The organism is Pseudomonas sp. EU05-FHT14B02, assembly GCF_058791055.1.
In genome coordinates this window covers 149845-176165 of the sequence record NZ_JBYTDD010000005.1, presented here as the reverse complement: position 1 = coordinate 176165, position 26321 = coordinate 149845, and the positions used below count along the sequence as shown (strand labels likewise).

The following is a 26321-nucleotide window of genomic DNA, read 5'->3' as shown; positions in this document are numbered from 1 at the left end:
GGCTCTTGTGATAACATCCGGCGGTTTCCAGGGTTGCCCGAAGTGGCGACCCGTACTGCGCAGATCCATGGCATAACTCGTTGATTTGTCGTAAGTCGGTGCATGGCACTCAGCCTGTATCGGCGAGCTTCGTTGGTCCCATATGGATGTGACGAAGTTTCACCAGAAAAAGGAATCAGGCTTCTCATGGGCGAACTGGCCAAAGAAATCCTCCCGGTCAATATCGAAGACGAGCTGAAGCAGTCCTACCTCGACTACGCGATGAGCGTAATTGTCGGGCGGGCACTGCCGGATGCGCGCGATGGCTTGAAGCCCGTGCACCGGCGCGTGCTGTTCGCGATGAGCGAGCTGGGCAACGACTTCAACAAGCCGTACAAGAAATCTGCCCGTGTTGTCGGTGACGTGATCGGTAAGTATCACCCGCACGGTGATACCGCGGTGTACGACACCATCGTTCGGATGGCGCAGCCATTCTCCCTGCGCTACCTGCTGGTAGACGGCCAGGGCAACTTCGGCTCGGTGGACGGCGACAACGCCGCGGCCATGCGATACACCGAAGTGCGCATGACCAAGCTGGCGCACGAGCTGCTGGCTGACCTGCATAAAGAAACCGTGGACTGGGTGCCGAACTACGACGGCACCGAAATGATCCCGGCGGTCATGCCGACCCGTATCCCCAACCTGCTGGTCAACGGCTCCAGCGGTATCGCCGTGGGCATGGCAACCAACATTCCGCCGCACAACCTCGGTGAAGTCATCGACGGTTGCCTGGCGCTTATCGACAATCCAGAGCTGACTGTCGACGAGCTGATGCAATACATCCCCGGTCCGGACTTCCCGACCGCCGCGATCATCAACGGTCGTGCCGGCATCATCGAAGCCTACCGCACCGGTCGCGGGCGCATTTACATGCGTGCCCGCTCGATGATCGAAGACATCGACAAGGTCGGTGGTCGTCAGCAGATCGTCATCACCGAACTCCCTTACCAGCTGAACAAGGCGCGTCTGATCGAGAAGATCGCCGAACTGGTAAAAGAGAAGAAGCTCGAAGGCATCACCGAACTGCGCGACGAGTCCGACAAGGACGGTATGCGCGTCGTGATCGAGCTGCGTCGTGGCGAAGTGCCTGAGGTCATCCTCAACAACCTCTACGCCCAGACCCAGTTGCAAGCGGTGTTCGGCATCAACATCGTTGCGCTGATCGACGGCCGTCCACGGATCCTGAACCTCAAGGACCTGCTGGAAGCCTTCGTGCGTCACCGTCGCGAAGTGGTCACCCGCCGTACCGTGTTCGAACTGCGCAAGGCGCGCGAGCGTGGTCACATCCTCGAAGGTCAAGCCGTTGCCTTGTCGAACATCGACCCGGTCATCGCCCTGATCAAGGCCTCGCCAACCCCGTCGGAAGCCAAGGAAGCGCTGGTCAGCACCCCTTGGGAATCCTCGGCGGTAGTGGCGATGGTTGAACGTGCCGGCGCCGATTCATGCCGTCCGGAAAACCTCGATCCGCAATACGGTCTGCGCGACGGCAAGTACTTCCTGTCGCCAGAGCAGGCGCAAGCCATTCTGGAGTTGCGTCTGCACCGCCTGACCGGCCTGGAACACGAAAAGCTGCTGGCCGAGTATCAAGAGATCCTCAATCAGATCGGCGAGCTGATCCGCATCCTTAACAGCGCCACGCGCCTGATGGAAGTGATTCGCGAAGAGCTGGAAGTGATTCGCGCCGAGTACGGCGACGTGCGTCGTACCGAAATCCTCGATGCCCGTCTCGACCTGACCCTGGGTGACATGATCCCGGAAGAAGAGCGCGTCGTGACCATTTCCCACGGTGGCTACGCCAAGACCCAGCCGCTGGCTGCGTACCAGGCCCAGCGTCGTGGCGGTAAAGGCAAGTCGGCGACCGGCGTCAAGGATGAGGACTACATCGCTCACCTGCTGGTCGCCAACAGCCACACCACGCTGCTGCTGTTCTCCAGCAAGGGCAAGGTGTACTGGCTGAAAACCTACGAAATCCCTGAAGCTTCTCGCGCTGCCCGTGGTCGTCCGCTGGTCAACCTGCTGCCGCTGGACGACGGTGAGTACATCACCACCATGCTGCCGGTCGAGGAGTACACCGAAGGTCACTACATCTTCATGGCCACCGCCAACGGCACCGTGAAGAAGACCCCGCTGGAATCCTTCAGCCGTCAACGCAGCGTCGGCCTGATTGCACTGGAACTGGACGAAGGCGACGTGCTGATTTCCGCGGCCATCACCGATGGCGAGCGTGAAGTCATGCTGTTCTCCGACGGCGGCAAAGTGACCCGCTTCAAGGAATCCGACGTTCGCGCCATGGGCCGTACCGCTCGCGGTGTGCGCGGCATGCGTCTGCCGGAAGGTCAGAAGCTGATTTCCATGCTGATTCCGGAAGAAGGCAGCCAGATCCTCACCGCTTCGGCGCGTGGTTACGGCAAGCGCACGGCGATCACCGAGTTCCCTGAATACAAGCGTGGCGGTCAGGGCGTTATCGCCATGGTCAGCAACGAACGTAACGGCCGTCTGGTCGGTGCGGTCCAGGTTCTCGACGGCGAGGAAATCATGCTGATTTCCGACCAGGGCACCTTGGTGCGTACCCGAGTCGACGAAGTGTCCAGCCTGGGTCGTAACACCCAGGGCGTGACCCTGATCAAACTGGCCAACGACGAAACACTGGTCGGGCTGGAGCGGGTTCAAGAGCCGTCGGAAGTCGAGGGTGAAGAGCTGGAAGGTGAAGAGGGTGAGGGGTTTGTCGGTGAAGTCGTAATCGACGACGTTGCTGAAGACCAGCAACTTGATGCCGCCGCAGACGAAGAACCACAGGAATAAGTGGGCAAGCAGGGGGCGGATGAAAATTCGCCCCCTTGTTGTTTGTCCCTTTTGAAATAATGAGATCCCCTGTAGGAGCGAGCTTGCTCGCGATGGTCGTCAACGATAACGCAGGGCGTCTGGTGCACCCTTGCGCTCTCAGGTTTTTCGCGAGCAAGCTCGCTCCTACAGTGATACCACCAAATCAGAGCGAGATTGGATGTGAGCAAGAGAGCCTATAACTTCTGTGCCGGTCCTGCGGCGCTTCCCGAAGCTGTTCTGCAGCGCGCCCAGGGTGAACTCCTCGACTGGCACGGCAAGGGTCTGTCGGTCATGGAAATGAGCCATCGCAGTGATGAGTTCGTGTCCATCGCCACCAAGGCCGAGCAGGATCTGCGTGATCTGCTGAATATCCCCTCGAACTATAAAGTGCTGTTTCTGCAAGGCGGCGCCAGCCAGCAATTTGCTCAGATTCCTCTGAACCTGTTGCCGGAAAACGGCTCGGCCGACTATATCGACACCGGTATCTGGTCGCAGAAGGCCATCGAAGAAGCTTCGCGCTTCGGCCACGTCAACGTTGCCGCCACAGCCAAACCTTACGATTATTTCGCCATTCCCGGCCAGAACGAGTGGAAGCTGTCGAAAGACGCGGCCTACGTTCACTACGCGCCGAACGAAACCATCGGCGGTCTGGAGTTTCAGTGGATCCCGGAAACCGGCGATGTTCCGCTGGTGGCCGACATGTCCTCGGACATCCTGTCGCGCCCGGTGGATGTGTCGCGCTTCGGCATGATCTACGCCGGTGCCCAGAAAAACATCGGCCCGAGCGGCATTGTCGTCAATATCGTACGCGAAGACCTGCTGGGCAAGGCCCGTTCCATGTGCCCGACCATGCTCGACTATAAGGTCGCGGCCGATAACGGTTCGATGTACAACACCCCGCCGACGCTGGCCTGGTACCTGTCCGGCCTGGTGTTCGAGTGGCTCAAGGAGCAGGGCGGCGTCGAGGCCATCGGCAAGCTCAACGAAGTCAAACAGCGCACGCTGTACAGCTTCATCGACTCCAGCGGCCTGTATAGCAACCCGATCAACAAGTCGGACCGCTCTTGGATGAACGTGCCGTTCCGCCTGGCTGATGATCGCCTGGACAAACCGTTCCTGGCCGGTGCCGACGAGCGTGGCCTGTTGAACCTCAAGGGCCATCGTTCCGTGGGTGGTATGCGCGCCTCCATCTATAACGCCGTCGACATCAACGCTGTCAATGCGCTGATTTCGTACATGGCAGAGTTCGAGAAGGAACACGGCTAATGTCTGAGCAAGAACTCAAGGCACTGCGCCTGCGCATTGATGCCCTGGACGAAAAGGTCCTGAAGCTGATCAGTGAGCGTGCGCGCTGCGCCCAGGAAGTCGCGCGAGTAAAGATGGCCTCGCTGGCCGAAGGCGAAGTGCCGGTGTTCTATCGTCCTGAGCGCGAAGCTCAGGTGCTCAAGCGTGTCATGGAGCGCAACCAGGGGCCGCTGGGCAACGAAGAGATGGCGCGGTTGTTCCGTGAAATCATGTCTTCGTGCCTGGCGCTCGAACAGCCGCTGAAAGTGGCTTATCTCGGCCCTGAAGGCACCTTCACTCAGGCGGCGGCCATGAAGCACTTCGGCCACGCCGTGATCAGCAAGCCGATGGCGGCGATCGACGAAGTGTTCCGTGAAGTGGCGGCGGGGGCGGTGAATTTTGGTGTGGTGCCGGTGGAAAACTCCACCGAAGGCGCGGTCAACCACACCCTCGACAGCTTCCTCGAACATGACATGGTGATCTGTGGTGAAGTCGAGCTGCGTATCCACCATCACCTGTTGGTCGGTGAAAACACCAAGACCGACAGCATCAGCCGCATCTACTCCCACGCCCAGTCACTGGCCCAGTGCCGCAAGTGGCTGGACGCCCATTACCCGAATGTCGAGCGCGTGGCGGTCTCCAGCAACGCCGAAGCGGCCAAGCGGGTCAAGGGTGAGTGGAACTCGGCGGCGATTGCCGGCGATATGGCGGCCGGCCTGTACGGCTTGACCCGTCTGGCCGAAAAAATCGAGGACCGTCCGGATAACTCCACGCGCTTCCTCATGATCGGCAACCAGGAAGTGCCACCGACCGGCGACGACAAGACATCGATCATCGTTTCGATGAGCAACAAGCCGGGTGCGCTTCACGAGTTGCTGGTGCCGTTCCACGACAATGGCATTGACCTGACGCGAATCGAGACTCGTCCGTCGCGCAGCGGTAAATGGACCTATGTGTTCTTCATCGACTTCGTCGGCCACCACCGCGACCCCTTGGTCAAAGGTGTGCTGGAAAAGATCAGTCAGGAAGCAGTGGCACTCAAGGTGCTGGGTTCCTACCCGAAAGCAGTTCTCTAAGGGGCGGTAGCAAATGAGTGGCAATTTCCTCGCTCTGGCACAGCCGGGCGTGCAACAACTTTCGCCTTACGTTCCGGGCAAACCCGTGGACGAACTGGCGCGTGAGCTGGACCTCGATCCAGCCAGCATCGTCAAGCTGGCGAGCAACGAAAACCCGCTGGGCGCTGGCCCCAAGGCGCTGGCGGCGATCCGCGATGCGCTGGCCGAGCTGACCCGTTATCCGGACGGCAACGGTTTTGCCCTCAAGAGCCTGCTGGCCGAGCAGTGCCGCGTCGAACTCGACCAGGTCACGCTGGGCAACGGTTCCAACGACATCCTGGAACTGGTTGCGCGTGCTTATCTGGCACCGGGCCTGAACGCCGTGTTCAGCGAGCATGCGTTCGCTGTCTACCCGATTGCCACCCAGGCGGTCGGCGCACAGGCCAAAGTGGTTCCGGCCAAGGATTGGGGGCATGACCTGCCTGCCATGCTGGCGGCGATCGATTCCAACACCCGCGTGGTGTTCATCGCCAACCCGAACAACCCGACCGGGACCTGGTTCGACGCCGAGGCGCTGGACGAATTCCTGCAGGATGTGCCGGAGCATGTGCTGGTCGTACTGGACGAGGCTTACATCGAATACGCCGAAGGCAGCGATCTGCCGGATGGCCTGGACTTCCTGGCGGCTTATCCGAACCTGCTGGTTTCCCGCACTTTCTCCAAGGCCTATGGTCTGGCGGCGCTGCGCGTGGGTTATGGCTTGTCCACGGCGGTGGTCGCAGACGTGCTGAACCGTGTACGCCAGCCGTTCAACGTCAACAGCCTGGCCCTGGCTGCGGCCTGTGCGGCGTTGAAGGACGAAGAGTATCTGGCGCAAAGCCGTCAGTTGAACGAGTCCGGCATGCAGCAGCTGGAGGCCGGTTTCCGTGAGCTGGGGTTGAGCTGGATTCCATCCAAAGGCAATTTCATTTGCGTCGATCTCGGTCAGGTTGCGGCCCCGGTGTTCCAGGGCTTGCTTCGTGAAGGTGTGATCGTGCGTCCGGTGGCCAACTACGGCATGCCAAACCATCTGCGCATCACCATTGGCCTGCCGGCAGAGAACAGCCGCTTCCTTGAGGCGCTGACCAAGGTTCTGGCTCGTGGTTGATGTCACTGCGCTGCAATCTGCTGAACCTATGATCGGTCGCCTGGTGGTGGTCGGTCTCGGGTTGATCGGAGGTTCGTTTGCCAAGGGCTTGCGTGAAAGCGGTCTGTGCCGCGAAGTGGTCGGAGTCGATCTCGATCTGCAATCGCGCAAGCTTGCGGTCGAGTTGGGTGTGGTGGATCGCTGCGAAGAAGACCTGGGCGTTGCTTGTCAGGGCGCCGACGTCATCCAGCTGGCGGTGCCGATCCTGGCCATGGAGAAAGTGCTTGCGCGTCTGGCGGGCATGGATCTGGGGCAGGCGATCCTGACCGATGTCGGCAGTGCCAAGGGCAATGTGGTGCGCGCGGCCACCGAAGCATTTGGCAAGATGCCGTCATGCTTTGTGCCGGGGCACCCGATTGCCGGTTCAGAGCAGAGTGGGGTGGAAGCCTCCAACGCTGAACTGTTCCGTCGCCACAAAGTGATCCTGACGCCGCTGGAGCAAACCGATCCGGCAGCCCTGGCGGTAGTCGACCGTTTGTGGCGCGAGTTGGGCGCCGATGTCGAGCACATGCAGGTCGAGCGTCACGACGAAGTACTGGCCGCGACCAGCCATCTGCCGCACTTGCTGGCGTTCGGCCTGGTCGATTCGCTGGCCAAACGCAATGAAAATCTTGAGATCTTCCGTTACGCTGCGGGCGGTTTCCGCGATTTCACAAGAATCGCCGGAAGCGACCCGGTCATGTGGCACGACATCTTCCTCGCCAACCGCGAAGCTGTCCTGCGCACACTCGATACATTTCGCAGCGATCTCGACGCCTTGCGCGACGCGGTCGATGCAGGGGATGGGCACCAATTGTTGGGCGTTTTCACTCGCGCCCGGGTTGCCCGCGAGCATTTCAGTAAAATCCTGGCCCGCAGGGCCTATGTGGACGCTATGAATTCCAACGATCTGATTTTCCTGGCTCAACCTGGTGGCCGCCTGTCCGGTCGGATTCGCGTACCGGGTGACAAATCGATTTCCCACCGTTCGATCATGCTTGGCTCCCTGGCCGAAGGTGTCACCGAAGTCGAAGGTTTCCTCGAGGGCGAAGATGCCCTGGCGACCTTGCAGGCTTTCCGTGACATGGGCGTGGTCATCGAAGGTCCGCACCACGGTCGCGTGACCATTCACGGCGTTGGCCTGCATGGCCTGAAGCCGGCACCGGGCCCGATCTATCTGGGCAACTCCGGTACTTCGATGCGTCTGCTGTCCGGCCTGTTGGCTGCGCAGAACTTCGACAGCACCCTGACCGGCGACGCTTCGCTGTCCAAGCGCCCGATGAATCGTGTGGCCAATCCGCTGCGTGAAATGGGCGCGGTGATCGAAACCGCCGCCGAAGGTCGTCCACCGATGACCATTCGTGGTGGCAACAAGCTCAAGGGTCTGACCTATACCATGCCGATGGCCAGCGCCCAGGTTAAGTCCTGCCTGCTGCTGGCCGGTCTGTATGCCGAAGGCAAGACCACGGTCACCGAGCCTGCTCCGACCCGCGACCATACCGAGCGCATGCTGCGTGGCTTCGGCTACCCGGTAACGGTCAACGGTGCGACCGCATCGGTCGAGTCCGGCAACAAGCTGACCGCGACCCACATTGAAGTCCCGGGTGATATTTCGTCCTCGGCGTTCTTCCTGGTAGCGGCATCGATCGCTGAAGGTTCGGAACTGGTGCTGGAACACGTCGGCATCAACCCGACCCGTACCGGCGTGATCGACATCCTGCGCCTGATGGGCGCCGACATCACTCTGGAAAACCAGCGTGAAGTGGGTGGCGAACCGGTGGCTGACTTGCGCGTGCGTGCAGCTAAACTCAAGGGTATCGAGATTCCCGAGGCGCTGGTTCCGCTGGCGATCGACGAGTTCCCGGTGCTGTTCGTCGCCGCCGCATGCGCTGAAGGGCGCACAGTGTTGCGTGGCGCCGAAGAGTTGCGGGTCAAGGAGTCGGATCGCATCCAGGTCATGGCGGATGGTTTGCTGGCGCTGGGCGTAAAGTGCGAACCAACCCCGGATGGCATCATCATCGACGGCGGCCAGATCGGCGGCGGTGAAGTGCACGGTCATGGTGATCACCGTATTGCCATGGCGTTCAGCGTTGCTTCGCTGCGCGCCAGTGCACCAATCCGCATTCATGATTGCGCCAACGTCGCGACGTCGTTCCCGAACTTCCTGGCGCTGTGCGCACAGGTCGGTATTCGCGTGGCGCAAGAGGCACAGTCGTGAACAACATTGCACCGGTCATCACCATCGATGGGCCAAGTGGTTCGGGCAAGGGTACGGTTGCCGGGATTCTGGCCAAGCGTCTGGGCTGGAACCTGCTGGATTCCGGTGCGTTGTACCGATTGCTGGCCTTCGCTGCGCATAACCATGGTGTCGACCTGACCAATGAAGAGCTGCTGAAGAAACTCGCCGCTCATCTGGATGTGCAGTTCGTCGCGGCGACGGACGGTCAGTTGCAGCGCATCATTCTGGAAGGTGATGAAGTCAGCGATGTCATTCGCACCGAAAGCGTCGGATCCGGTGCTTCCCAGGTAGCTGCGTTGCCGGCTGTACGCGAGGCGCTGCTGCAACGCCAGCGGGCTTTTCAGGAGGCGCCGGGTCTTGTGGCAGATGGTCGCGACATGGGCACAGTGGTTTTTCCGGACGCACCGCTGAAAATTTTTCTGACCGCCAGCGCCGAGGAACGGGCACGCCGTCGATATTTGCAGTTGAAGGGCAAAGTCGAGGGTGTTAGTCTGTCGAGTCTGCTAGATGAGATACGTGCGCGCGATGAGCGTGACACCCAGCGAGCGGTAGCCCCGCTTAAACCGGCGGCTGACGCCATACAGCTGGATTCCACGGAATTATCCATCGACCAGGTGCTGGAACGCATCATGAGCGAGATCGCCATTCGCGATATCGCCGGGTGACCAAGAAGGCCGCAGGGGACCAGTCATAGTCCTGCGGTGGCTTCTTTTAAATGAAACTAACCCACACCGTCTGGGGTGTGGAGATGGGCGTATTCTTCGCCCTCATCAACAGGAATTAAAATGAGCGAAAGCTTTGCGGAACTCTTTGAAGAAAGCCTAAAAACCCTGAACCTTCAGGCAGGCTCCATCATCACCGGTGTTATCGTTGATATCGATTACCAGGCTCGCTGGGTAACCGTTCACGCTGGCCTGAAGTCTGAAGCACTCATCCCGCTTGAGCAGTTCTACAACGACGCTGGCGAACTGAACATCAACGTCGGTGACGAAGTTCACGTTGCTCTGGACTCGGTTGAAGACGGCTTTGGTGAAACCAAGCTGTCCCGTGAAAAAGCCAAGCGCGCTGAATGCTGGATTGTTCTGGAAGCAGCCTTCGCAGCCGAAGAAGTGGTCAAGGGCGTTATCAACGGTAAGGTTAAAGGCGGCTTCACTGTCGACGTTAACGGCATCCGTGCGTTCCTGCCAGGTTCTCTGGTTGACGTCCGTCCAGTGCGCGACACCACGCACCTGGAAGGCAAAGAGCTGGAATTCAAGGTCATCAAGCTGGATCAGAAGCGCAACAACGTTGTCGTTTCCCGTCGCAGTGTCCTGGAAGCCGAGAACTCCGCCGAGCGCGAAGCTCTGCTGGAATCCCTGCAGGAAGGCCAACAAGTCAAAGGTATCGTCAAGAACCTCACCGATTACGGCGCATTCGTCGATCTGGGTGGCGTCGATGGCCTGCTGCACATTACCGACATGGCTTGGAAGCGTATCAAGCATCCTTCCGAAATCGTCAACGTTGGCGACGAGATCGATGTCAAGGTTCTGAAATACGATCGCGAGCGCAATCGTGTTTCCCTGGGTCTGAAGCAACTGGGCGAAGATCCATGGGTTGCTATCAAAGCCCGTTACCCAGAAAGCACTCGCGTTACCGCGCGTGTAACCAACCTGACCGACTACGGCTGCTTCGCTGAGCTGGAAGAAGGCGTTGAGGGTCTGGTACACGTTTCCGAAATGGACTGGACCAACAAGAACATCCACCCTTCGAAAGTCGTACAAGTCGGCGACGAAGTGGAAGTCATGGTTCTGGACATCGACGAAGAGCGTCGTCGTATCTCCCTGGGCATCAAGCAGTGCAAATCTAACCCATGGGAAGATTTCTCTGGCCAGTTCAACAAGGGCGATAAAATCTCCGGCACCATCAAGTCGATCACCGATTTCGGTATCTTCATTGGTCTGGACGGCGGCATCGACGGTCTGGTTCACCTGTCCGACATCTCCTGGAACGAAGTGGGCGAAGAAGCCGTTCGCCGCTTCAAGAAGGGCGACGAGCTGGACACCGTTATCCTGTCGGTTGACCCAGAGCGCGAGCGCATCTCCCTGGGTATCAAGCAGCTGGAAAGCGATCCGTTCTCCGAGTACGTTCAAGAGAACGACAAAGGCGCCATCGTTAAAGGCATCGTGAAGGAAGTTGACGCTAAAGGCGCCATCATCACTCTGGCCGACGATATCGAAGCGACTCTGAAAGCCTCCGAAATCAGCCGTGACCGCGTTGAAGACGCGCGCAACGTTCTGAAAGAAGGCGAAGAAGTAGAAGCCAAGATCATCAGCGTTGACCGCAAGAGCCGTGTAATTCAGCTCTCGATCAAGTCGAAAGACGTTGAAGACGAGAAAGAAGCAATCCAGAGCCTGCGCGACAAGCCAGTAGCTACTGATGCTCCTGTGGCCACCACTCTGGGTGACCTGCTGCGTGCACAAATGGAAAAGCAGAACTAAGTTCTGACTTTCTGTAAAAAAGGGCGACTTCGGTCGCCCTTTTTTGTGCCTGGCGTTTGGTGAGTTGCGTTCGGATGCAGTTGCTTGGGTCGTTAACCAAAAACGCCGAAAGAAGGTCTGAATGTTTAGTCGGATCAAGCGCTTATTTACAGCTAGTCTTTAGCCTGAGACTAATGATCGCCTGGCAGGCTTTCTGGCAAAAGGACGTGAATGAACAAGCTCATTGTCGCAGTGGCAGTGCTGGCATTGGCGGGATGTACCACCAGCGCCAAAACTCACGTAGTGCGTGGGATTAGCGGTATTGAGGTCGATTGTTCAGGGCTCGGTTCGAAATGGGACAAGTGTTACAAGCGTGCGGCCAAGGAATGCAAGGGAGCGCGCTACCAGGTCGTGGCAAAGTCTGATGATCTCAAGGGCGACGAGGAGGAGGCTGGGCTTTTCGGGTTCAACCCGGCAGGTTTCCTGACGCGCACTATGCTGGTGATTTGCCGATGACAGGGTGATCGCCCAGAGTCTTCCCGTTCCGGGAATCAAGCATTTTGGGGGCCTGGGATAGATGGTAAAACTCAGGCTGTTCAAAATCGTGCAGGCGTGCTAAAACCTTTGAAGCGCTGATCTAGCTGCTTGAAAAAGAAGGGAAAAATATGACGAAGTCGGAGTTGATCGAACGAATTGTCACCCATCAAGGGCTGCTCTCATCCAAGGATGTGGAGCTGGCCATCAAGACCATGCTTGAGCAAATGTCCCAATGTCTGGCTACCGGGGATCGTATCGAGATCCGGGGGTTTGGCAGCTTCTCTCTGCACTACCGCGCGCCACGGGTAGGGCGCAATCCGAAAACCGGCCAGTCTGTCAGTCTCGATGGCAAGTTCGTTCCGCATTTCAAACCAGGTAAAGAGTTACGTGATCGTGTAAATGAAGATGAGGAGGAATTAGGTGGCGATGAGTTGGCGAGATAAGAGTCGCATCAAGCGATTTATGATTACCGGGCTTGTCTTATTAATATCAGTTGCATGCCTGCTCTTCGTGCTGGAAAACCAGCAGCTTGTCGTCGTTTCCTTTCTCGGTTTTTCTTTGCCTCAGCTACAGATCTCGATGTTCGGAGTCGCTTCGTTCCTGGTGGGGATGATCTTTGGTGGGGGGGTTGTGGTGGCTCATTTTCTTGGGGTTAGGAGGCGCAGGCGATAGGCTGGTATTAATTTGTTTGATGTTTTTACGCTCGTTCGAGTATGTAATACAGTATATTGCGAGAGCAGATAAGGGGGGGGCTTTGTTTGCTTGGTTTGCGTTGAAGATTCTCAAGTGGTTTGGTATGTACAATTAATGTGACCGCTTAAGTAAAAAAGGCTAACAAAACATGCGCGTCGATTCAAAAAAAGGTAGTGAATTAGAAGATTTTGAGTTTCAGGATTTTGTTCGTGCGATTTTTCGGCAAAAACTTATTATCATTGGTTTTACTTTATTAGGTGCTGCTTTCGCAGCGAGCTATGCTTTCCTTGTCGCTCCCGTGTATGAGGCGAAGGCTTTTGTGATGCCGCCTTCTCAGAATGATATATCCAACTTTAATTATGGTCGGATGAAAGAGTCCGAGTTGGTTCCTTACACGGTTAAGGATGTCTATGATATCTACACGCGATATTTGCAAGCGGAGTCGCTCCGTCTAGATTTTTTTAGCAAGACTTATGTTCCGAGTTTGTCTTCGGATGAGCGAAAAAAGTCCCGGGATGTTCTGTACTCGACGTTCTCTCGTGTGCTGCGTGTGGTTCCGCCGCTTAGGGAGGCCTCTGACAGGTATTCGGTTGTCGTACAGGCTACAGATCCCCAGAAGGCCAAAGAGTGGGTTGTTGCATATGTTGCTCAGGCTGGTGAGTTGGCCAAGAGCGAAATGATCAAGAACGTTTCAATTGAGTCTGAAGTTAGGGCTCGTAATCTGGAGCAGCAGATAAGTTCCGCGAGGGAAAAAAGCAGCAAGGCCAAAGAGGATTCGATCGCCAGGTTGAGTGAGGCGCTGCGAATCGCTGAGTCAATCGGTCTGGAGAAGCCGCCTTCGATCACGGTGAATCAATCGGTTATAGCGGGTGGTGAGGCTGGACAGCTTACGTATATGCGTGGCTCTAAAGCACTAAAAGCGGAAATTGAAAGTTTGCAGGCTCGCAAGTCCGATGACCCCTTTACGGAGAATTTGCGTGATCTTCAGGATCAATACTATTTCTTTAAGGGGTTGAAAACAGATCCGGCGTCGGTTTCTGTTTATCGGCAAGATGGGGTAGTGGAATTACCAGACAGTCCAGTGAAACCTAACAAGACGCTGGTCCTTATATTGGGTGTTGTTGCAGGTTTGATCGCAGGCGTTGCTTTCGTATTGCTTCGTCGGTTCTTTGCAGTAAAACCGGAATAGCTGTATTTCAATTTTTTCTGCTGTGCATAAGTAGTACATCGCCCAAGGAGGGGTACTTCTGTCTTCAGGTTAAAAGCGAGTTGTCTTTCCGGTTAGTCAAGCTGGATTGGTTTTTTTTGGGGATTGTGATTCCGATGACTTTCCTGGTATCAGTTCTCGCAAGGTTTCTTCGTTGTGGGGAACCTCCTCTTTGTCGGATTTTGCACGTTTTTTCTGATGCGGGGTTGAGTATGTGCCCGGCATCGTGATAGGCAGGTCGCGCTCGAAAATCGACTGTTGCGTTGCGACGGCTTGCCTTGCAGTGGCGGTTGTTAAAGCATGCACAGGCGGAAGGAGGGAGCGCTTGGATTCCTCCTTGGCTTTCTGAAAAATGTTATGGCTCCGTTAGGCGCTTTCGGTATAATTTCTGACTTAGGCAGCCGTGATTTTTGTTTCTAAGGCGCAAGGTTTGGCGCGCTTTTTTACGATCGACTTAATATTGATGAATGGCAAGGGAAAACAATGCTTAAACTCGAAGATGTAAAGTTGGCCATAGTGGGTCTCGGTTATGTGGGCTTGCCGCTGGCGGTTGAGTTTGGCAAAAAAATGCAAGTGGTCGGATTTGATATCAGCCAGCGTCGAATCGAAGCGCTAAAGGCCGGTCATGACGCTACTCTTGAAGTGTCCGATTGTGAGTTGCGCTCCGCATCGGGTTTAAGTTTTAGCTCTGTGCTGGAAGAGTTGTCTGCGTGCAATATATTTATTGTTACCGTTCCAACCCCAATTGACGAGCATAAGAGGCCGGATCTGACTCCTTTGATTAAGGCAAGTGAGTCGATTGGTCGTGTTTTGAAAAAGGGCGATATCGTTATCTACGAGTCAACGGTCTATCCTGGTGCTACTGAGGAAGATTGTGTTCCAGTGCTGGAGAAAATATCCGGGCTAAAGTTCAATGTTGATTTTTATGCAGGTTATAGCCCAGAGCGGATAAATCCTGGTGATAAAGAGCATCGTGTTACTACCATTAAAAAAGTAACCGCCGGCTCCACTCCTGAGGTTGCTGATCTGGTCGATGCTTTGTATAACACAATCATTATCGCCGGAACTCATAAAGCCAAGAGTATCAAGGTTGCCGAAGCGGCAAAGGTTATTGAGAACACGCAGCGCGACTTGAACATTGCCCTGATCAATGAGTTGGCACTTATTTTTAATAAGATGGGTATCGATACTCAGGCTGTTCTGGAAGCAGCGGGGACGAAATGGAATTTCTTGCCATTCCGCCCAGGACTGGTGGGTGGTCACTGCATCGGTGTAGATCCCTATTACCTGACTCACAAGGCACAGTCTATTGGTTATCATCCCGAGATCATTTTAGCGGGTCGTCGTTTGAATGACAGCATGGGAGCCTATGTGGTCTCTCAACTTGTCAAGGCGATGCTGAAGCGTAAAATTCATGTTGACGGTGCTCGCGTCCTGATCATGGGGTTGACGTTCAAAGAAAACTGCCCGGATCTGCGTAACACTAAAATCATCGATATTGTGAATGAACTCGCTGAATTCAATATTGTTGTTGATGTTTATGACCCGTGGGTTGATGCGGCGGAAGCAATGCACGAGTATTCAATCACTCCTATCGGCCAGCCACAGGTTAATTCTTACGACGGTATCATTCTGGCTGTCGCACATAATGAATTCTCTGCAATGGGGGCTGAGCAGATTCGGAGCTTGGGTAAGGCAGAGCACGTTCTATATGACCTTAAGTACCTGCTGGATGCCTCTCAATCAGATCTGCGTCTCTGAATCTCAGGGTCAGTAATGACCCTGATTCGTTACCGCCGGAAAAAACCAAGTCGAGAACTACATGATCCGTTTCGAAGAAGTTAAAGCTGAAATTCAACAATCCCCAAAGGTTTGGCTGGTGACGGGGGTGGCCGGATTTATTGGCTCCAATTTATTGGAGACATTGCTGCAATTAGATCAGCGGGTTGTAGGTCTCGATAACTTTGCAACAGGGCACCAGCGAAATCTCGATGAAGTGCAATCAGTAGTGAGTCCTGAGCAATGGGCGCGGTTTGCACTGGTAAAAGGTGATATCAGAAACATTGACGATTGCAGAAGTGCGATGACCTTTCCAGCGGCCACAGATATTCCAGTGGACTTCGTTTTACATCAGGCTGCATTAGGCTCTGTTCCTCGCTCTATCAATGACCCTATTACAACGAACAGCACCAATATCGACGGTTTTTTGAACATGTTGGTTGCGGCAAAGGATGCGAAAGTAAAAAGTTTTACTTATGCCGCGTCCAGTTCTACCTATGGGGACCATCCCGGGCTTCCTAAGGTTGAAGGTGTGATTGGTAAGCCGCTTTCCCCTTATGCGGTCACGAAGTATGTAAACGAATTGTATGCCGAGGTTTTTTCCAGTACATACGGTTTCAATACCATTGGGCTTCGCTATTTTAACGTCTTTGGCAAGCGTCAGGATCCAAATGGCGCTTATGCTGCCGTGATTCCTAAGTGGACAGCGGCCATGATCAATAACGAAGAAGTTTTCGTGAATGGTGATGGTGAAACCAGTCGGGATTTTTGCTTTGTAGAAAACGCAGTCCAGGCCAATATACTGGCTGCCTGTGCCAGTCCGGAAGCCAAAAATAATGTTTACAACGTCGCCGTCGGTGACAGGACAACATTGAATCAGGTTTTTGCCTGTATCAAGGATGCTTTGGCTCGTGTTGATGTCACGTCTACCTCGGATTTGGTCTATCGGGATTTTCGTGTGGGCGACGTAAGGCACTCTCAGGCAAATATTGATAAGGCAAAGAATCTGTTGGGCTATAAGCCGCTTTTCAATGTTGGCGAAGGTATGTTGAAAGCTGCAGATTGGTATGTCTCGTTCTTTGCAAGAAGTTAAAGTCAGTGATTAAAGAGATATGCGCAATCACTGTTCTTGCAAACAAACTTTGTATGTTTGTTTTGTTGTTTAGTTTGGCGAGAATTTTAGGTGTTGAGTTGTACGGCGTATTTTCTTACCACTATGCGATCGTAACAGGTATCGCGACGGTGGTAGGGGAGTGCTTGAGTGTAGCGTTGAGCCGCTACGCGGTCTTTAATACCGAAAAAGTAAATTACAGAACTTCCTTGGGGCTCATGTCATGGGGCGGCATCGTTGTAGGTGCTCTTTGTGTCATCGTGCTTTTGGTTTTTCCGGCGCCTGCTTCCTCGTACGAAATGAATCCTGGTTACTTGCTGATCGGAGCATTCTTTCTGGGTTTTGCTTGTGTTTGCAATTTGACTATAACCGGCCTTATGTTCTCCCTTAATACTTCAGGGAAATGGGCAACTGCGCTGGCGCTTCATGGTCTGCTTGGGTTACTGCTGGTAGTTTCCATTGCGAAGATTGGAGGAGAAATAGAGGGTGTCATCCTGGCACTTGCAATTTGTACGCTAATCGCTCCCGCATTTGGTTTTTTTACCATACGGAAAAATAAGTTCAGCCGCGAAGAGCGGAAGGGACGAGAGATTTCCTCTTTCCGACAAATGATGGCATTGCTTTCACTTTCAGGGGCTCCGACCGTCGCCGGTAGTATGCTTCTCGGGGCTCCTGTCCATATTGTTTGCCTGATGATATTTGCCAACTCAAGCTTGAATGTGTCTGAGGTTGGCTACTTCAATCTGTTTTTTCTATTTTATATTTTGGTGACCGTGCTGCCAAGCTCGCTTACATCCTATGCCATTGTAAAGCTGGCAGGGCGCGGAAATAGTGCCAGCAAATTGTACTTGATTCTCGGGGTGTCAATTTCAGTTTGTTTGCCTGTGTTTTTGGTTTTGACACAGAGTTACTGGTTGTGTTTGCTCGGTAGTAGTTTTTGCAGCAAAAATGATCTTCTGGCTTACGCAGTGTTGGCGGGTGGTATAGGGCTTACGACTACAATCGTTACTCAAATACTGCATAGCAAAAATATGACCAGGGTTGTTTTTCTCGGCAGTTGCTTTTATGCGTTTGTTTATCTGTTGCTAACGGTAGTCGCAGGTTTCAAAGGTGATATGTTGGCCGTCGATCTTTTCAGGTCCTTTGTGTTGGCGCTAGCAACTCAACTTACTGTACTGGCGGTCCTGGGTGGCCGTAAGTTGGTGTTATGATAAGCATTTTGGGTGTGAGTTGTGATGGTGCAGCACCCATGGCTGAAAGTGATATTGGGGCCAGTATTGAGTCTGGTTTACGGTTAAGTTGCTCTGTTTTTGTTGGTCAGGGTTAATGGTTATATTATTGGTTTCGACGTGCTTACTTATTTTGCTCACGCAATGCATTTTGTGTCTGATATCCAAAAAATACTTGGTTGCGTTGTATGTCGTTTGTTATTCGGTACCTTTCCTTGGTCTTGTGAGTTGTCTGTGGGGTAACACCGTTACGCTTTGGCCAATAGGGGACTATGATTTTTATCTGGATGATTTGTTGGTATTCCGGCTTTCGCTCGTCTGGTTCCTTGGTGTCGCTGGCGGACTCATTGCCTTTCTACTGTCATTTTTGGTGCCGCCCAGAAGTTTGCACTCGCACCGACAAACTTTTTTTTCTCCGCTGGACTTCAAGTTGGCCGGCGGGATTTTCCTTGCGCTGTCCGCCTTTTTCATTAGCTTCAGGCTTGTAAAGCCGGACGCGATGCTTGAAATGTTCGCGGGTGTCGAGTCAGTGGTGGTTTTCTCCATTATTGCGATCGTTGCTTTGGCATTGTCCTACCCATCCAGATTGATGTTTATGGTGTCTGTCGCTCTGGTGATTTCTTATTGCGTTGCCAACGCTATGACAGGGGATCGGGACTTTGTTGTACTGGTTGTTGCTTCCATTCTTGGGTTGATGTTTCGCTATAATCAATTTATCAAGTTTAAAGCTCTGTTGTTTGTTGCTGCGTTCATGATCCTTCTGCTCGTCAGTGGTGTTGTTGTTTCAATGGGGCGAATGGACGTCGACTTAACGGCGGACAACATTACGCAATATTTTTTGTTTAACTCCTGGAATGCGATAATTTTACCGCTTGTTCAGCAGTTAACCAATTTCTGGGATGGGGAGCACCTACGCTACGGTCAGACCTATCTCGACATGTTTCTTTCGCTGGCACCATCGCCTTTCTATTCAGCTTTCGGTATGGAAAAGCCCATTGTGGTGGATAATCCGGCCCTCTGGTATTACATTACCGGGCTCGGTGGAATTCATGTTGCTGGTGTGGCTTTTGAGAATTTTGGATTGTTTGGTGTTTTCATGAATGGATTCATCAGTGTCTGCTTCTTGCGGTTGATCGACTCGCGCTGCCGCGAGGACGATTTTTTGCGAATTTTCTTATATATGCTTTGTGCCGCAACGGTTATGCACTGGGTTTGGTATGGCGAAATATACTTGCTGAACTCACTGGTTTTTTATGTGATGGCATTAGGATTATTCCTCACTATGAAGCTCGTTCGGGTTTTGAAGTGAGCTTAAATACTTTTACTGGATTGAGAGAATAGGTATGTGCGGAATTGCGGGAGTTGTCGGGTGGAAGTTGAATCAGCAAAACGCCGTTGCCGTTGGCAAAATGGTGGATGCGCTGATGCATCGCGGTCCCGACGATGGAGCAGTTTGGTCAGATGCCGATAGTGGGGTCTCGCTGGGGCACCGACGGCTTTCGATCCTGGAGTTGTCGGTACATGGAAGTCAACCGATGATTTCCGATGACGAGCGCTTTGTTATTGTTTTTAATGGTGAAATATATAACTTCAATGAGCTGCGCGAAAAGCTGATTTCGTCAGGTTTGGCACGTGTTTGGCGTGGGCACTCTGATACGGAAGTGTTGTTGGCCGCAATCGGCGCGTGGGGGGTACAGAAAACCCTTGAAAACCTGGTAGGCATGTTTGCCTTTGCTGTCTGGGATAAAGTTTCCAAAACGATTACCCTGGCGCGAGACAGAATGGGGGAGAAACCACTCTATTACGGTATTGTGGGTGACCGTTTTGTCTTCTCCTCTGAATTGAAGGCTATCAAGGCGGCATTTGGCAGTGATTTGAGAATTGATCGTCATGCACTGACGAAATTTGTAAGGTATGGCTATGTTCCGGCTCCGGAATCTATCTACGAAGGCATAAAAAAGTTGCAGCCGGCGCACTATTTTAGTGTTGGTTCATTTTCCAGTGCACCGGAGCCCGTTTCCTACTGGACGCTACCGGCGACTGGCGAATTAAGAGACGAACTGTCGCAGGCAAGCGATAAGGAAGTTGTAGACGTTGTCGGTAAAAGATTGTCTGCTGCTGTAAAGTCGCAGATGATCGCCGATGTTCCACTTGGGGCGTTTTTGTCGGGCGGCGTCGATTCAAGCTTGATAGTTTCGTTGATGCAGTCGCAAAGCTCTAACAGCATCAACACTTACACGATCGGCTTTAACGAACCTGAATTTGATGAGGCTCCTTACGCTAAAGCTATTGCTAAGCACTTGGGGACTAACCATACCGAATTTTATCTGGGCGCTGACGATGCTGTTTCTATAATTCCGCACTTGCCGGAAATATACGACGAGCCTTTTGCCGACTCCTCTCAAATTCCGACAATCCTGGTCTCCAGGATGACAAAGCAGCATGTATCCGTAGCCTTGTCCGGTGACGGTGGAGATGAGCTTTTTGCCGGATATCCTCGCTATCAGATTACTGCGGGACTATGGGCGCGCATAGAAAAGCTGCCGCTGCCTGCACGCCAGATCATGGCCTATTCACTTCGCTCGCTTTCGTCCAAAGGTTGGGACAACGTCTGTTCGATTTTGCCTGGCAGCCTTCGAGCCAAGGTTAATGGTCGGCGGATCTACAGAATGTCCGAGTTGTTGGGCTCTGAGAATCTGGCGCAGATGTATACCGGATTGATGTCTCAGTGGCAGTCGACCGACAATGTGGTCTTGGGTATCGATGCTCAACATCAAGGCGTTGCCTCCTGGGAGTCGGCAGTTGATTACGTCGAGGAAATGCGTCGCTGGGACGTCTCTCAGTATTTGCCTGATGATTTGCTGGTTAAAGTGGACCGCGGTGCGATGAGCGCAAGCCTGGAAACCCGCGCTCCATTGCTTGATCATCGAGTTGCAGAACTCGCGTTTTCCCTTTCGTCAGACCAACTGATAAAAAATGGCGTGGGGAAATGGCCGCTTCGCGAGCTTCTTAAGCGATACGTACCGACTTCATTCTTCGATAGGCCTAAGGCGGGCTTCTCTATCCCACTCGCGCAATGGTTGCGTGGGCCGCTGAAAGAATGGGCGGAGGAATTGTTAACGGAGGAGCGACTGAAGAGAGAGGGCTACTTCGATTGTCAGAAAATTCGCTCGGCATGGCTCCAGCATCAGAATGGAACATATGATCGGAGTCTTCATTTGTGGAATATTCTAATGTTCCAATCCTGGCTCGATAAAAATAACCACTAATTTAGATTGGGCAAAAGGTTTTCCATGAAGATAGTTTTCAATGCGCTCTCTGCCCGTCTTGGTGGTGGTCAGACATATCTGATTAATCTTTTTCAGTTCGTACCTGACAATGCGGATCTTGAAATTCTGGTTTTCGCTCCGGCGTCACTCAAGCTGCCGGATCACCCGAGGATCAGACGGGTCGAGCCAGCCTGGCCCACTGAAAATCCGATTGTGAGAGCAGTATGGGAGCGGTGGGTGTTGCCCGGTATTTTGAAGGCCGAGAAGGCTGACGTCCTGTTTTGTCCCGGTGGCGTAGTGGGCACCTCTGCACCTGCAGGTTGCAAAGTTGCGACGATGTTTCGGAACATGATTCCATTTGACTTGCGAGTACGTAAAAGCATTCCGCTCGGGTTGCAGCGGCTGAGAAACTGGTTACTGAATCGTATTATGCTCAAGAGCATGCGCGATGCTGATTTGACGATATTTATTTCCAATTACGCACGTAGTGTCATTGAATCACTAACCAAGATTAAGAATGCTGTAACGATTCCTCACGGAATTGGCTCTGTATTTCGGACTCACGGTGATGCTGTCGTTCCTCGGCCTGAGTTTTTGCCAGCGGGTGAATATGTTTTATACGTGTCGAGATTTGATGTTTACAAACATCATTATGAGGTGGTCAGTGCTTATGCAAATTTGCCAACTGAACTTCGTGAAAAGTTCCCCTTGGTTCTTGTCGGCGAAGTAAACCTGCCGGAAGCCGAGCGGGTAAAGTCTCTGATTGCAACGCTAGGTCTCGAAGCGCAAGTGCTTTTGCTGGGGGCTATTCCCTATCAGAGTCTTCCTCCTCTTTATCATCACGCTTATCTGAATCTCTTTGCTTCATCGTGCGAGAACTGCCCTAATATTCTGCTCGAAGCGCTTGCTTCTGGCCAGCCGATGATATGCTCGAACGTAATGCCGATGCCGGAATTCGGAGCAGATGCAGCTCTGTATTTTTCTCCGTTTGATCCAAAAGATATAGGCCGCGTTCTGTCCGAGGCCTTAACGAGTCCAGATCTTTTGAAGAAACTGTCCGTTGCGGCCGCGACGCAGAGCGATAAGTTTGACTGGGAAGAAACCTCAAGAAAAACATGGTCAGAGTTGTTGGCGCTGGCCGTGTACCCGAAAAAAGGTGTTTGATAAATGAAGGTTCTTGTGGTGTCGCAATATTTTTGGCCAGAGTCTTTTATCGTCAATGATTTGGTCAAAACTTTATCTGCTCAAGGCCACGTCGTAAAAGTCCTTACCGGAAAGCCCAATTACCCGGATGGCGTCGTCTTTAGCGGCTATAGTGCTTCCGGGGCACAGGAAGAAAAATTCGAGTCCTCGGTCAGTGTTTTTCGTGCACCTCTTAGACCTCGGGGTGCTTCGGGTGCAAAAAACCTCGTGTTGAACTATTTGTCATTCATCCTGAATGGCTTGAAGTACTACCCGCGCGCAGTGAAAGGGGAGGCTTATGATGCGATTTTTGTATTTGCGCCATCTCCGATTACATCGGTAATCCCGGCGATTTACTTGAAGTGGAAACTCAAGAGTCATCTGGTCGTATGGGTTCAGGATCTCTGGCCGGAGAGCTTGAGTGCGACCGGGTTCATCAAGAACAAAGCAATATTGCGCGTTGTGGGTTGGCTGGTGAAAGGTATTTACGCCTTCGTCGATACGCTTCTTGTTCAGTCGAGGGCATTTCGCGAGCCGGTTGCCCGTTACGCCAACCCTGGCAAGGTCGTGTATTACCCAAACTCATATCAGGACGTACCTCCGAGTGTCGAAGAGACCCGGATTCCCGCTCACTTGCTCGCGGAGCTCGACAACCATTTCTGTCTGGTTTTTGCTGGAAACCTGGGGACCGCGCAGTCGGTCGAAACCCTCGTTGAGGTTGCTGACAGGCTTCGCCATTTGTCGGAACTCAGGATTGTATTGGTCGGCAGTGGCAGTATGTCGAACTGGATCGAAACCCAGAAGAAATCCCGAGGTCTGGACAACCTTGTTCTCGCCGGGCGCTTTGCTGCCACTGAAATGCCACATTTTTTCAGTCGCGCCGAAGGATTATTGGTGACGTTGAAGCAGGATGAGGCGTTCTCCTATACCATCCCTAGTAAAGTTCAGGCTTACCTGGCTGCGGGGAGGCCGATTATCGCCGCGCTGGACGGGGAGGGTGCGCGCGTCATTCAAGAGGCGGGAGCCGGTCTGACCACTGCAGCGCAAGACGCCGAAGGTATGGCCAACTGCATTGAGCAACTTTTTCGCATGACTTCGGATGAGCGGGAATCGTTGGGGCAGGCAGGTCGGGCTTACTACCTCGAGCATTTCGAAATGGAGCGGCAAAGTCAGCGTCTGGTCGAAATCCTCAGTAGCAGGATCAATGAATTAAAAGGTAGCTCAAAATGAAAGTTCTCGTGTTAGGGGTCACCGGAATGCTGGGTAGTACAGTGTTCAGGCAATTCCATGGAAACCCGCACTACGAGGTGTGGGGCACTTTGCGCAATCCGGGTGGCGCAAGATACTTTTCTGAGGATATGCACAGTTCGTTGATCAGCAATGTCGACGTGCTTGACCAGGACTCGCTGGTTTCGGTGCTGGCACGGGTCAAGCCGGATGTCGTCATCAACTGCGTCGGGCTCATCAAACAATTGGCCGATGCCAAAGATCCGCTTTCCGCACTCCCTATCAATGCCATGTTGCCCCATCGTATTGCCAAGTTGTGCGCGTTGTCCGGTTCTCGCCTGATTCATATCAGCACCGATTGCGTATTTTCCGGCCGTAAAGGCATGTACGCCGAAGAGGATATCTCCGATGCAGAGGATCTCTACGGTAAGTCCAAGTACATCGGTGAGCTTCACACGGACCTCAATGCCGTCACCTTGCGGACCTCGATCATTGGTCACGAACTGGGGAGCCAGTATTCACTGGTGGACTGGTTCCTGTCCCAGAGCGGTCCGGTCAAGGGTTATGAAAAGGCCATTTTCTCGGGACTTCCTACCGTAGAGCTGGCGCGTGTCATTCGCGACTACGTGATCCCGAATCCGCAACTCCATGGCCTTTATCATGTATCGGTGGCGCCGATCGACAAGCTGTCGCTTCTTAAACTGGTAGCGGAAGTTTATGAAAAACAAATCGATATCATCGCCGATAGTCAAGTTTCTATAGATCGTTCACTGGACTCCACGAAGTTCCAGGCTGCGACCGGTTACGTTCCACCTTCATGGTTGGAATTGGTTAAATCGATGCGCGCGTTGCGTTGATCATTAAATTCAATCAGGTTTGGGAAGATCGTTATGTTCGATAATAAAGTTTTGATGATCACGGGCGGTACGGGCTCGTTTGGTCATACGGTGTTGAAGCGTTTTCTGGATACCGACGTAAAAGAGATTCGCGTATTCAGCCGTGACGAGAAAAAGCAGGAAGATATGCGCATTGCTTTGTCGAATGACAAAGTGAAGTTCTACATCGGTGACGTACGTGATCGCGATAGCCTTGATCAGGCTATGGTGGGGGTGGATTACATTTTCCACGCCGCGGCCCTGAAGCAGGTGCCTTCCTGCGAGTTCTACCCGATGGAAGCCGTGCGTACCAACGTCATGGGTACCGAAAACGTTCTGAATGCGGCCATCGCTTCAGGTGTGCAGCGCGTTGTTGTGCTCAGCACCGACAAGGCTGTTTATCCGATCAACGCGATGGGTATTTCAAAAGCCATGGCTGAAAAGCTGATGGTTGCCAAATCGCGGATGATTCCGGCGACAGGTCCGGTGATCTGCGCAACCCGCTACGGCAACGTCATGGCATCCCGTGGTTCGGTGATCCCGTTGTTCATCAATCAACTGCAGAGCGGTGAGCCGCTGACCGTCACCGACCCGAACATGACACGCTTCCTGATGTCGCTCGAGGATTCTGTTGACCTGGTTTTGCATGCGTTCGAGCACGCTGAGCAAGGTGATATTTTCGTCCAGAAAGCACCTGCCTCGACAGTGGCGGACCTGGCGCAAGCGCTCAAGGAATTGTTCGCTCGTGACAATGCCGTCAAGGTCATCGGTACCCGCCACGGCGAAAAACTTTATGAGTCGCTGATCTCCCGCGAAGAAATGGCCAAGGCCGAAGACATGGGGCGCTACTACCGTATTCCTTCGGACAATCGCGACCTTAACTACAAGAAGTTTTTTGTTGAGGGCGAACAGGAGATTTCCGATCTCGACGACTACACCTCCCACAACACCGAGCGTCTTGATGTAGAAGGCGTGAAGAAAGTTCTGTTGAATCTGGAATACATTCAGGAGCAACTTGATGCTTAAGGTCATGACGCTGGTAGGTACGCGACCAGAACTTATCAAGATGAGCCGCGTTATTGCCGAGCTTGATAAGCAGGTTAATCATGTACTGGTTCACTCGGGTCAAAACTACGATTTCGAATTGAATCAGGTTTTTTTCGATGACCTTGAAATTCGCAAGCCTGATTACTTCCTGGGTGCCGCCGGTGATACCGCAGCCAAGACCATCGCCGAAGTGATTTCCAAGGCGGATGAAGTATTTGAGGCCGAAAAGCCTGATGCGCTTCTGCTCTACGGCGATACCAATACCTGTCTGGCCGTCATCGCTGCCAAGCGCCGCAAAATTCCAGTGTTCCACATGGAAGCCGGCAACCGCTGTTTTGATCAGCGCGTCCCTGAAGAACTGAATCGCAAGGTGCTCGATCACCTTAGCGATATCAACATGGTCCTGACCGAGCACGCCCGGCGCTACCTGATTGCTGAAGGGATTCGTCCTGAAACCATCATCAAGACGGGGTCGCACATGGAGGAGGTGCTCGACTATTACATGCCGAAAATCCTCACCTCCGACGTGCTCGCACGAGAAGGCCTGGAGCAGGACAAGTTCTTCATCATCAGCGCTCACCGTGAAGAGAACGTCGATACGCCGGACAACCTTCGTGATCTGCTTAAAACGCTGCGCGCCCTGGCCGACAAGTACCAGTATCCAATTATCGTTTCCACGCATCCTCGTACCCGCAAGCGCCTGGAAGCGATCGGTGAATCGCTGGACCACCCACTGATTCGCTTCTCGAAGCCATTCGGTCTGCTCGACTACATCAAGTTGCAGATGTCGGCGTTCTGCGTGCTGTCCGACAGTGGAACCATCACTGAGGAAGCCTCTCTTCTGAATTTGCCTGCCATTACTATTCGTAATGCGCACGAGCGCCCAGAAGGGATGGACGAAGGCACTCTCATCATGAGTGGCCTGAAAGTGGAGGGCGTTCTGGATGCTGTACGTGTGGTAACCAGCCAGCATGATCGTACCCAGCGTGTTATCCCGGTCGTGAGGGATTACCAGGCAGGTCCTGTGTCGAAGCAGGTAGTTCGGGTCGTATTGAGTTACACCGACTACATCAATCGTACTGTCTGGTCGAAATCCTGAGCGCT

20 protein-coding genes and 1 pseudogene are annotated in these 26321 nt (G+C 53.5%); all 21 read left to right on the top strand.

The annotated features are described in order from the left end of the window. Nucleotides 1-186: 186 nt before the first annotated feature. A complete protein-coding gene (gene gyrA / locus AC3WTM_RS07440) occupies nucleotides 187-2841 on the top strand; it encodes a DNA gyrase subunit A (RefSeq protein ID WP_057713769.1) in 2655 nt (884 codons plus the stop codon). A 59-nt stretch (nucleotides 2842-2900) separates the two neighbouring features. Next, nucleotides 2901-3014: pseudogene (locus tag AC3WTM_RS07435) on the top strand (outer membrane lipoprotein carrier protein LolA); the annotation flags it as partial. A gap of 28 nt (nucleotides 3015-3042) precedes the next feature. After that, a complete protein-coding gene (gene serC, locus AC3WTM_RS07430) occupies nucleotides 3043-4128 on the top strand; it encodes a 3-phosphoserine/phosphohydroxythreonine transaminase (protein ID WP_102671638.1) in 1086 nt (361 codons plus the stop codon). Beyond that, nucleotides 4128-5222 (top strand): prephenate dehydratase, encoded by a 1095-nt coding sequence (pheA, locus tag AC3WTM_RS07425; RefSeq protein ID WP_102671637.1) that lies wholly within the window; start codon nucleotides 4128-4130, stop codon nucleotides 5220-5222. The genes serC and pheA overlap by 1 nt, the downstream gene beginning before the upstream one ends. 13 nt (nucleotides 5223-5235) lie before the next feature. Beyond that, complete coding sequence (gene hisC, locus AC3WTM_RS07420; protein WP_102671636.1) at nucleotides 5236-6348, top strand: histidinol-phosphate transaminase; 1113 nt, start codon at nucleotides 5236-5238, stop codon at nucleotides 6346-6348. A gap of 28 nt (nucleotides 6349-6376) precedes the next feature. Continuing rightward, a complete protein-coding gene (locus tag AC3WTM_RS07415; RefSeq protein ID WP_256586067.1) occupies nucleotides 6377-8584 on the top strand; it encodes a bifunctional prephenate dehydrogenase/3-phosphoshikimate 1-carboxyvinyltransferase in 2208 nt (735 codons plus the stop codon). Continuing rightward, nucleotides 8581-9270 carry a (d)CMP kinase gene (cmk, locus tag AC3WTM_RS07410; protein ID WP_102671634.1) on the top strand — a complete coding sequence of 230 codons (690 nt, stop codon included), beginning with the start codon at nucleotides 8581-8583 and terminating at the stop codon, nucleotides 9268-9270. The genes AC3WTM_RS07415 and cmk overlap by 4 nt, the downstream gene beginning before the upstream one ends. Before the next feature lie 120 nt (nucleotides 9271-9390). Next, nucleotides 9391-11082, top strand: coding sequence for a 30S ribosomal protein S1 (gene rpsA, locus AC3WTM_RS07405; protein ID WP_007973639.1), 1692 nt, complete (start codon nucleotides 9391-9393; stop codon nucleotides 11080-11082). Between the two features lie 210 nt (nucleotides 11083-11292). Further along, nucleotides 11293-11577, top strand: a complete 285-nt coding sequence (locus AC3WTM_RS07400; protein ID WP_102671633.1) for a hypothetical protein — start codon at nucleotides 11293-11295, stop codon at nucleotides 11575-11577. 149 nt (nucleotides 11578-11726) lie between these two features. Further along, nucleotides 11727-12041 carry an integration host factor subunit beta gene (ihfB, locus tag AC3WTM_RS07395; protein WP_102671632.1) on the top strand — a complete coding sequence of 105 codons (315 nt, stop codon included), beginning with the start codon at nucleotides 11727-11729 and terminating at the stop codon, nucleotides 12039-12041. Between the two features lie 398 nt (nucleotides 12042-12439). After that, nucleotides 12440-13480, top strand: a complete 1041-nt coding sequence (locus tag AC3WTM_RS07390; protein ID WP_102671977.1) for an LPS O-antigen chain length determinant protein WzzB — start codon at nucleotides 12440-12442, stop codon at nucleotides 13478-13480. A gap of 501 nt (nucleotides 13481-13981) precedes the next feature. Next, nucleotides 13982-15259: a Vi polysaccharide biosynthesis UDP-N-acetylglucosamine C-6 dehydrogenase TviB gene (gene tviB / locus AC3WTM_RS07385; RefSeq protein ID WP_102671976.1), complete on the top strand. Its 1278-nt coding sequence runs from the start codon at nucleotides 13982-13984 to the stop codon at nucleotides 15257-15259. A gap of 61 nt (nucleotides 15260-15320) precedes the next feature. Then, nucleotides 15321-16370, top strand: coding sequence for an NAD-dependent epimerase/dehydratase family protein (locus AC3WTM_RS07380; RefSeq protein ID WP_102671975.1), 1050 nt, complete (start codon nucleotides 15321-15323; stop codon nucleotides 16368-16370). Nucleotides 16371-16375: 5 nt separating this feature from the next. Beyond that, nucleotides 16376-17599 (top strand): oligosaccharide flippase family protein, encoded by a 1224-nt coding sequence (locus AC3WTM_RS07375; RefSeq protein ID WP_102671974.1) that lies wholly within the window; start codon nucleotides 16376-16378, stop codon nucleotides 17597-17599. Nucleotides 17600-17792: 193 nt separating this feature from the next. Then, nucleotides 17793-18926: a hypothetical protein gene (locus tag AC3WTM_RS07370; RefSeq protein ID WP_146023726.1), complete on the top strand. Its 1134-nt coding sequence runs from the start codon at nucleotides 17793-17795 to the stop codon at nucleotides 18924-18926. A gap of 34 nt (nucleotides 18927-18960) precedes the next feature. Continuing rightward, complete coding sequence (asnB, locus tag AC3WTM_RS07365; protein WP_102671972.1) at nucleotides 18961-20886, top strand: asparagine synthase (glutamine-hydrolyzing); 1926 nt, start codon at nucleotides 18961-18963, stop codon at nucleotides 20884-20886. Between the two features lie 24 nt (nucleotides 20887-20910). Then, nucleotides 20911-22050: a glycosyltransferase family 4 protein gene (locus AC3WTM_RS07360; RefSeq protein ID WP_102671971.1), complete on the top strand. Its 1140-nt coding sequence runs from the start codon at nucleotides 20911-20913 to the stop codon at nucleotides 22048-22050. Nucleotides 22051-22053: 3 nt separating this feature from the next. Further along, on the top strand, nucleotides 22054-23298 hold the full coding sequence (locus tag AC3WTM_RS07355) for a glycosyltransferase family 4 protein (RefSeq protein ID WP_102671970.1): 1245 nt from the start codon (nucleotides 22054-22056) through the stop codon (nucleotides 23296-23298). Next, the gene (locus tag AC3WTM_RS07350) at nucleotides 23295-24152 is read left to right on the top strand and encodes a dTDP-4-dehydrorhamnose reductase family protein (RefSeq protein WP_090457127.1); all 858 of its coding nucleotides are present in this window, start codon (nucleotides 23295-23297) and stop codon (nucleotides 24150-24152) included. Before AC3WTM_RS07355 ends, AC3WTM_RS07350 begins: the two co-directional genes overlap by 4 nt. 33 nt (nucleotides 24153-24185) lie before the next feature. Then, nucleotides 24186-25196: a polysaccharide biosynthesis protein gene (locus tag AC3WTM_RS07345; RefSeq protein WP_056727149.1), complete on the top strand. Its 1011-nt coding sequence runs from the start codon at nucleotides 24186-24188 to the stop codon at nucleotides 25194-25196. After that, entirely contained in the window at nucleotides 25189-26316 is a 1128-nt protein-coding gene (gene wecB, locus AC3WTM_RS07340) for a non-hydrolyzing UDP-N-acetylglucosamine 2-epimerase (protein WP_090457125.1), read from the top strand. The genes AC3WTM_RS07345 and wecB overlap by 8 nt, the downstream gene beginning before the upstream one ends. The last annotated feature ends 5 nt before the right edge of the window (nucleotides 26317-26321 follow it).

What these genes read in the sequence shown, in the direction of transcription:
- AC3WTM_RS07390 (WP_102671977.1), top strand. Translation starts at nt 12,440, where the DNA reads ATGCGCGTCGATTCAAAAAAAGGTAGTGAATTAGAAGATTTTGAGTTT.
- asnB (WP_102671972.1), top strand. Translation starts at nt 18,961, where the DNA reads ATGTGCGGAATTGCGGGAGTTGTCGGGTGGAAGTTGAATCAGCAAAAC.
- AC3WTM_RS07345 (WP_056727149.1), top strand. Translation starts at nt 24,186, where the DNA reads ATGTTCGATAATAAAGTTTTGATGATCACGGGCGGTACGGGCTCGTTT.
- AC3WTM_RS07380 (WP_102671975.1), top strand. Translation starts at nt 15,321, where the DNA reads ATGATCCGTTTCGAAGAAGTTAAAGCTGAAATTCAACAATCCCCAAAG.
- AC3WTM_RS07360 (WP_102671971.1), top strand. Translation starts at nt 20,911, where the DNA reads ATGAAGATAGTTTTCAATGCGCTCTCTGCCCGTCTTGGTGGTGGTCAG.
- wecB (WP_090457125.1), top strand. Translation starts at nt 25,189, where the DNA reads ATGCTTAAGGTCATGACGCTGGTAGGTACGCGACCAGAACTTATCAAG.
- gyrA (WP_057713769.1), top strand. Translation starts at nt 187, where the DNA reads ATGGGCGAACTGGCCAAAGAAATCCTCCCGGTCAATATCGAAGACGAG.
- rpsA (WP_007973639.1), top strand. Translation starts at nt 9,391, where the DNA reads ATGAGCGAAAGCTTTGCGGAACTCTTTGAAGAAAGCCTAAAAACCCTG.
- pheA (WP_102671637.1), top strand. Translation starts at nt 4,128, where the DNA reads ATGTCTGAGCAAGAACTCAAGGCACTGCGCCTGCGCATTGATGCCCTG.
- AC3WTM_RS07400 (WP_102671633.1), top strand. Translation starts at nt 11,293, where the DNA reads ATGAACAAGCTCATTGTCGCAGTGGCAGTGCTGGCATTGGCGGGATGT.
- AC3WTM_RS07355 (WP_102671970.1), top strand. Translation starts at nt 22,054, where the DNA reads ATGAAGGTTCTTGTGGTGTCGCAATATTTTTGGCCAGAGTCTTTTATC.
- ihfB (WP_102671632.1), top strand. Translation starts at nt 11,727, where the DNA reads ATGACGAAGTCGGAGTTGATCGAACGAATTGTCACCCATCAAGGGCTG.
- tviB (WP_102671976.1), top strand. Translation starts at nt 13,982, where the DNA reads ATGCTTAAACTCGAAGATGTAAAGTTGGCCATAGTGGGTCTCGGTTAT.
- AC3WTM_RS07350 (WP_090457127.1), top strand. Translation starts at nt 23,295, where the DNA reads ATGAAAGTTCTCGTGTTAGGGGTCACCGGAATGCTGGGTAGTACAGTG.
- hisC (WP_102671636.1), top strand. Translation starts at nt 5,236, where the DNA reads ATGAGTGGCAATTTCCTCGCTCTGGCACAGCCGGGCGTGCAACAACTT.
- AC3WTM_RS07415 (WP_256586067.1), top strand. Translation starts at nt 6,377, where the DNA reads ATGATCGGTCGCCTGGTGGTGGTCGGTCTCGGGTTGATCGGAGGTTCG.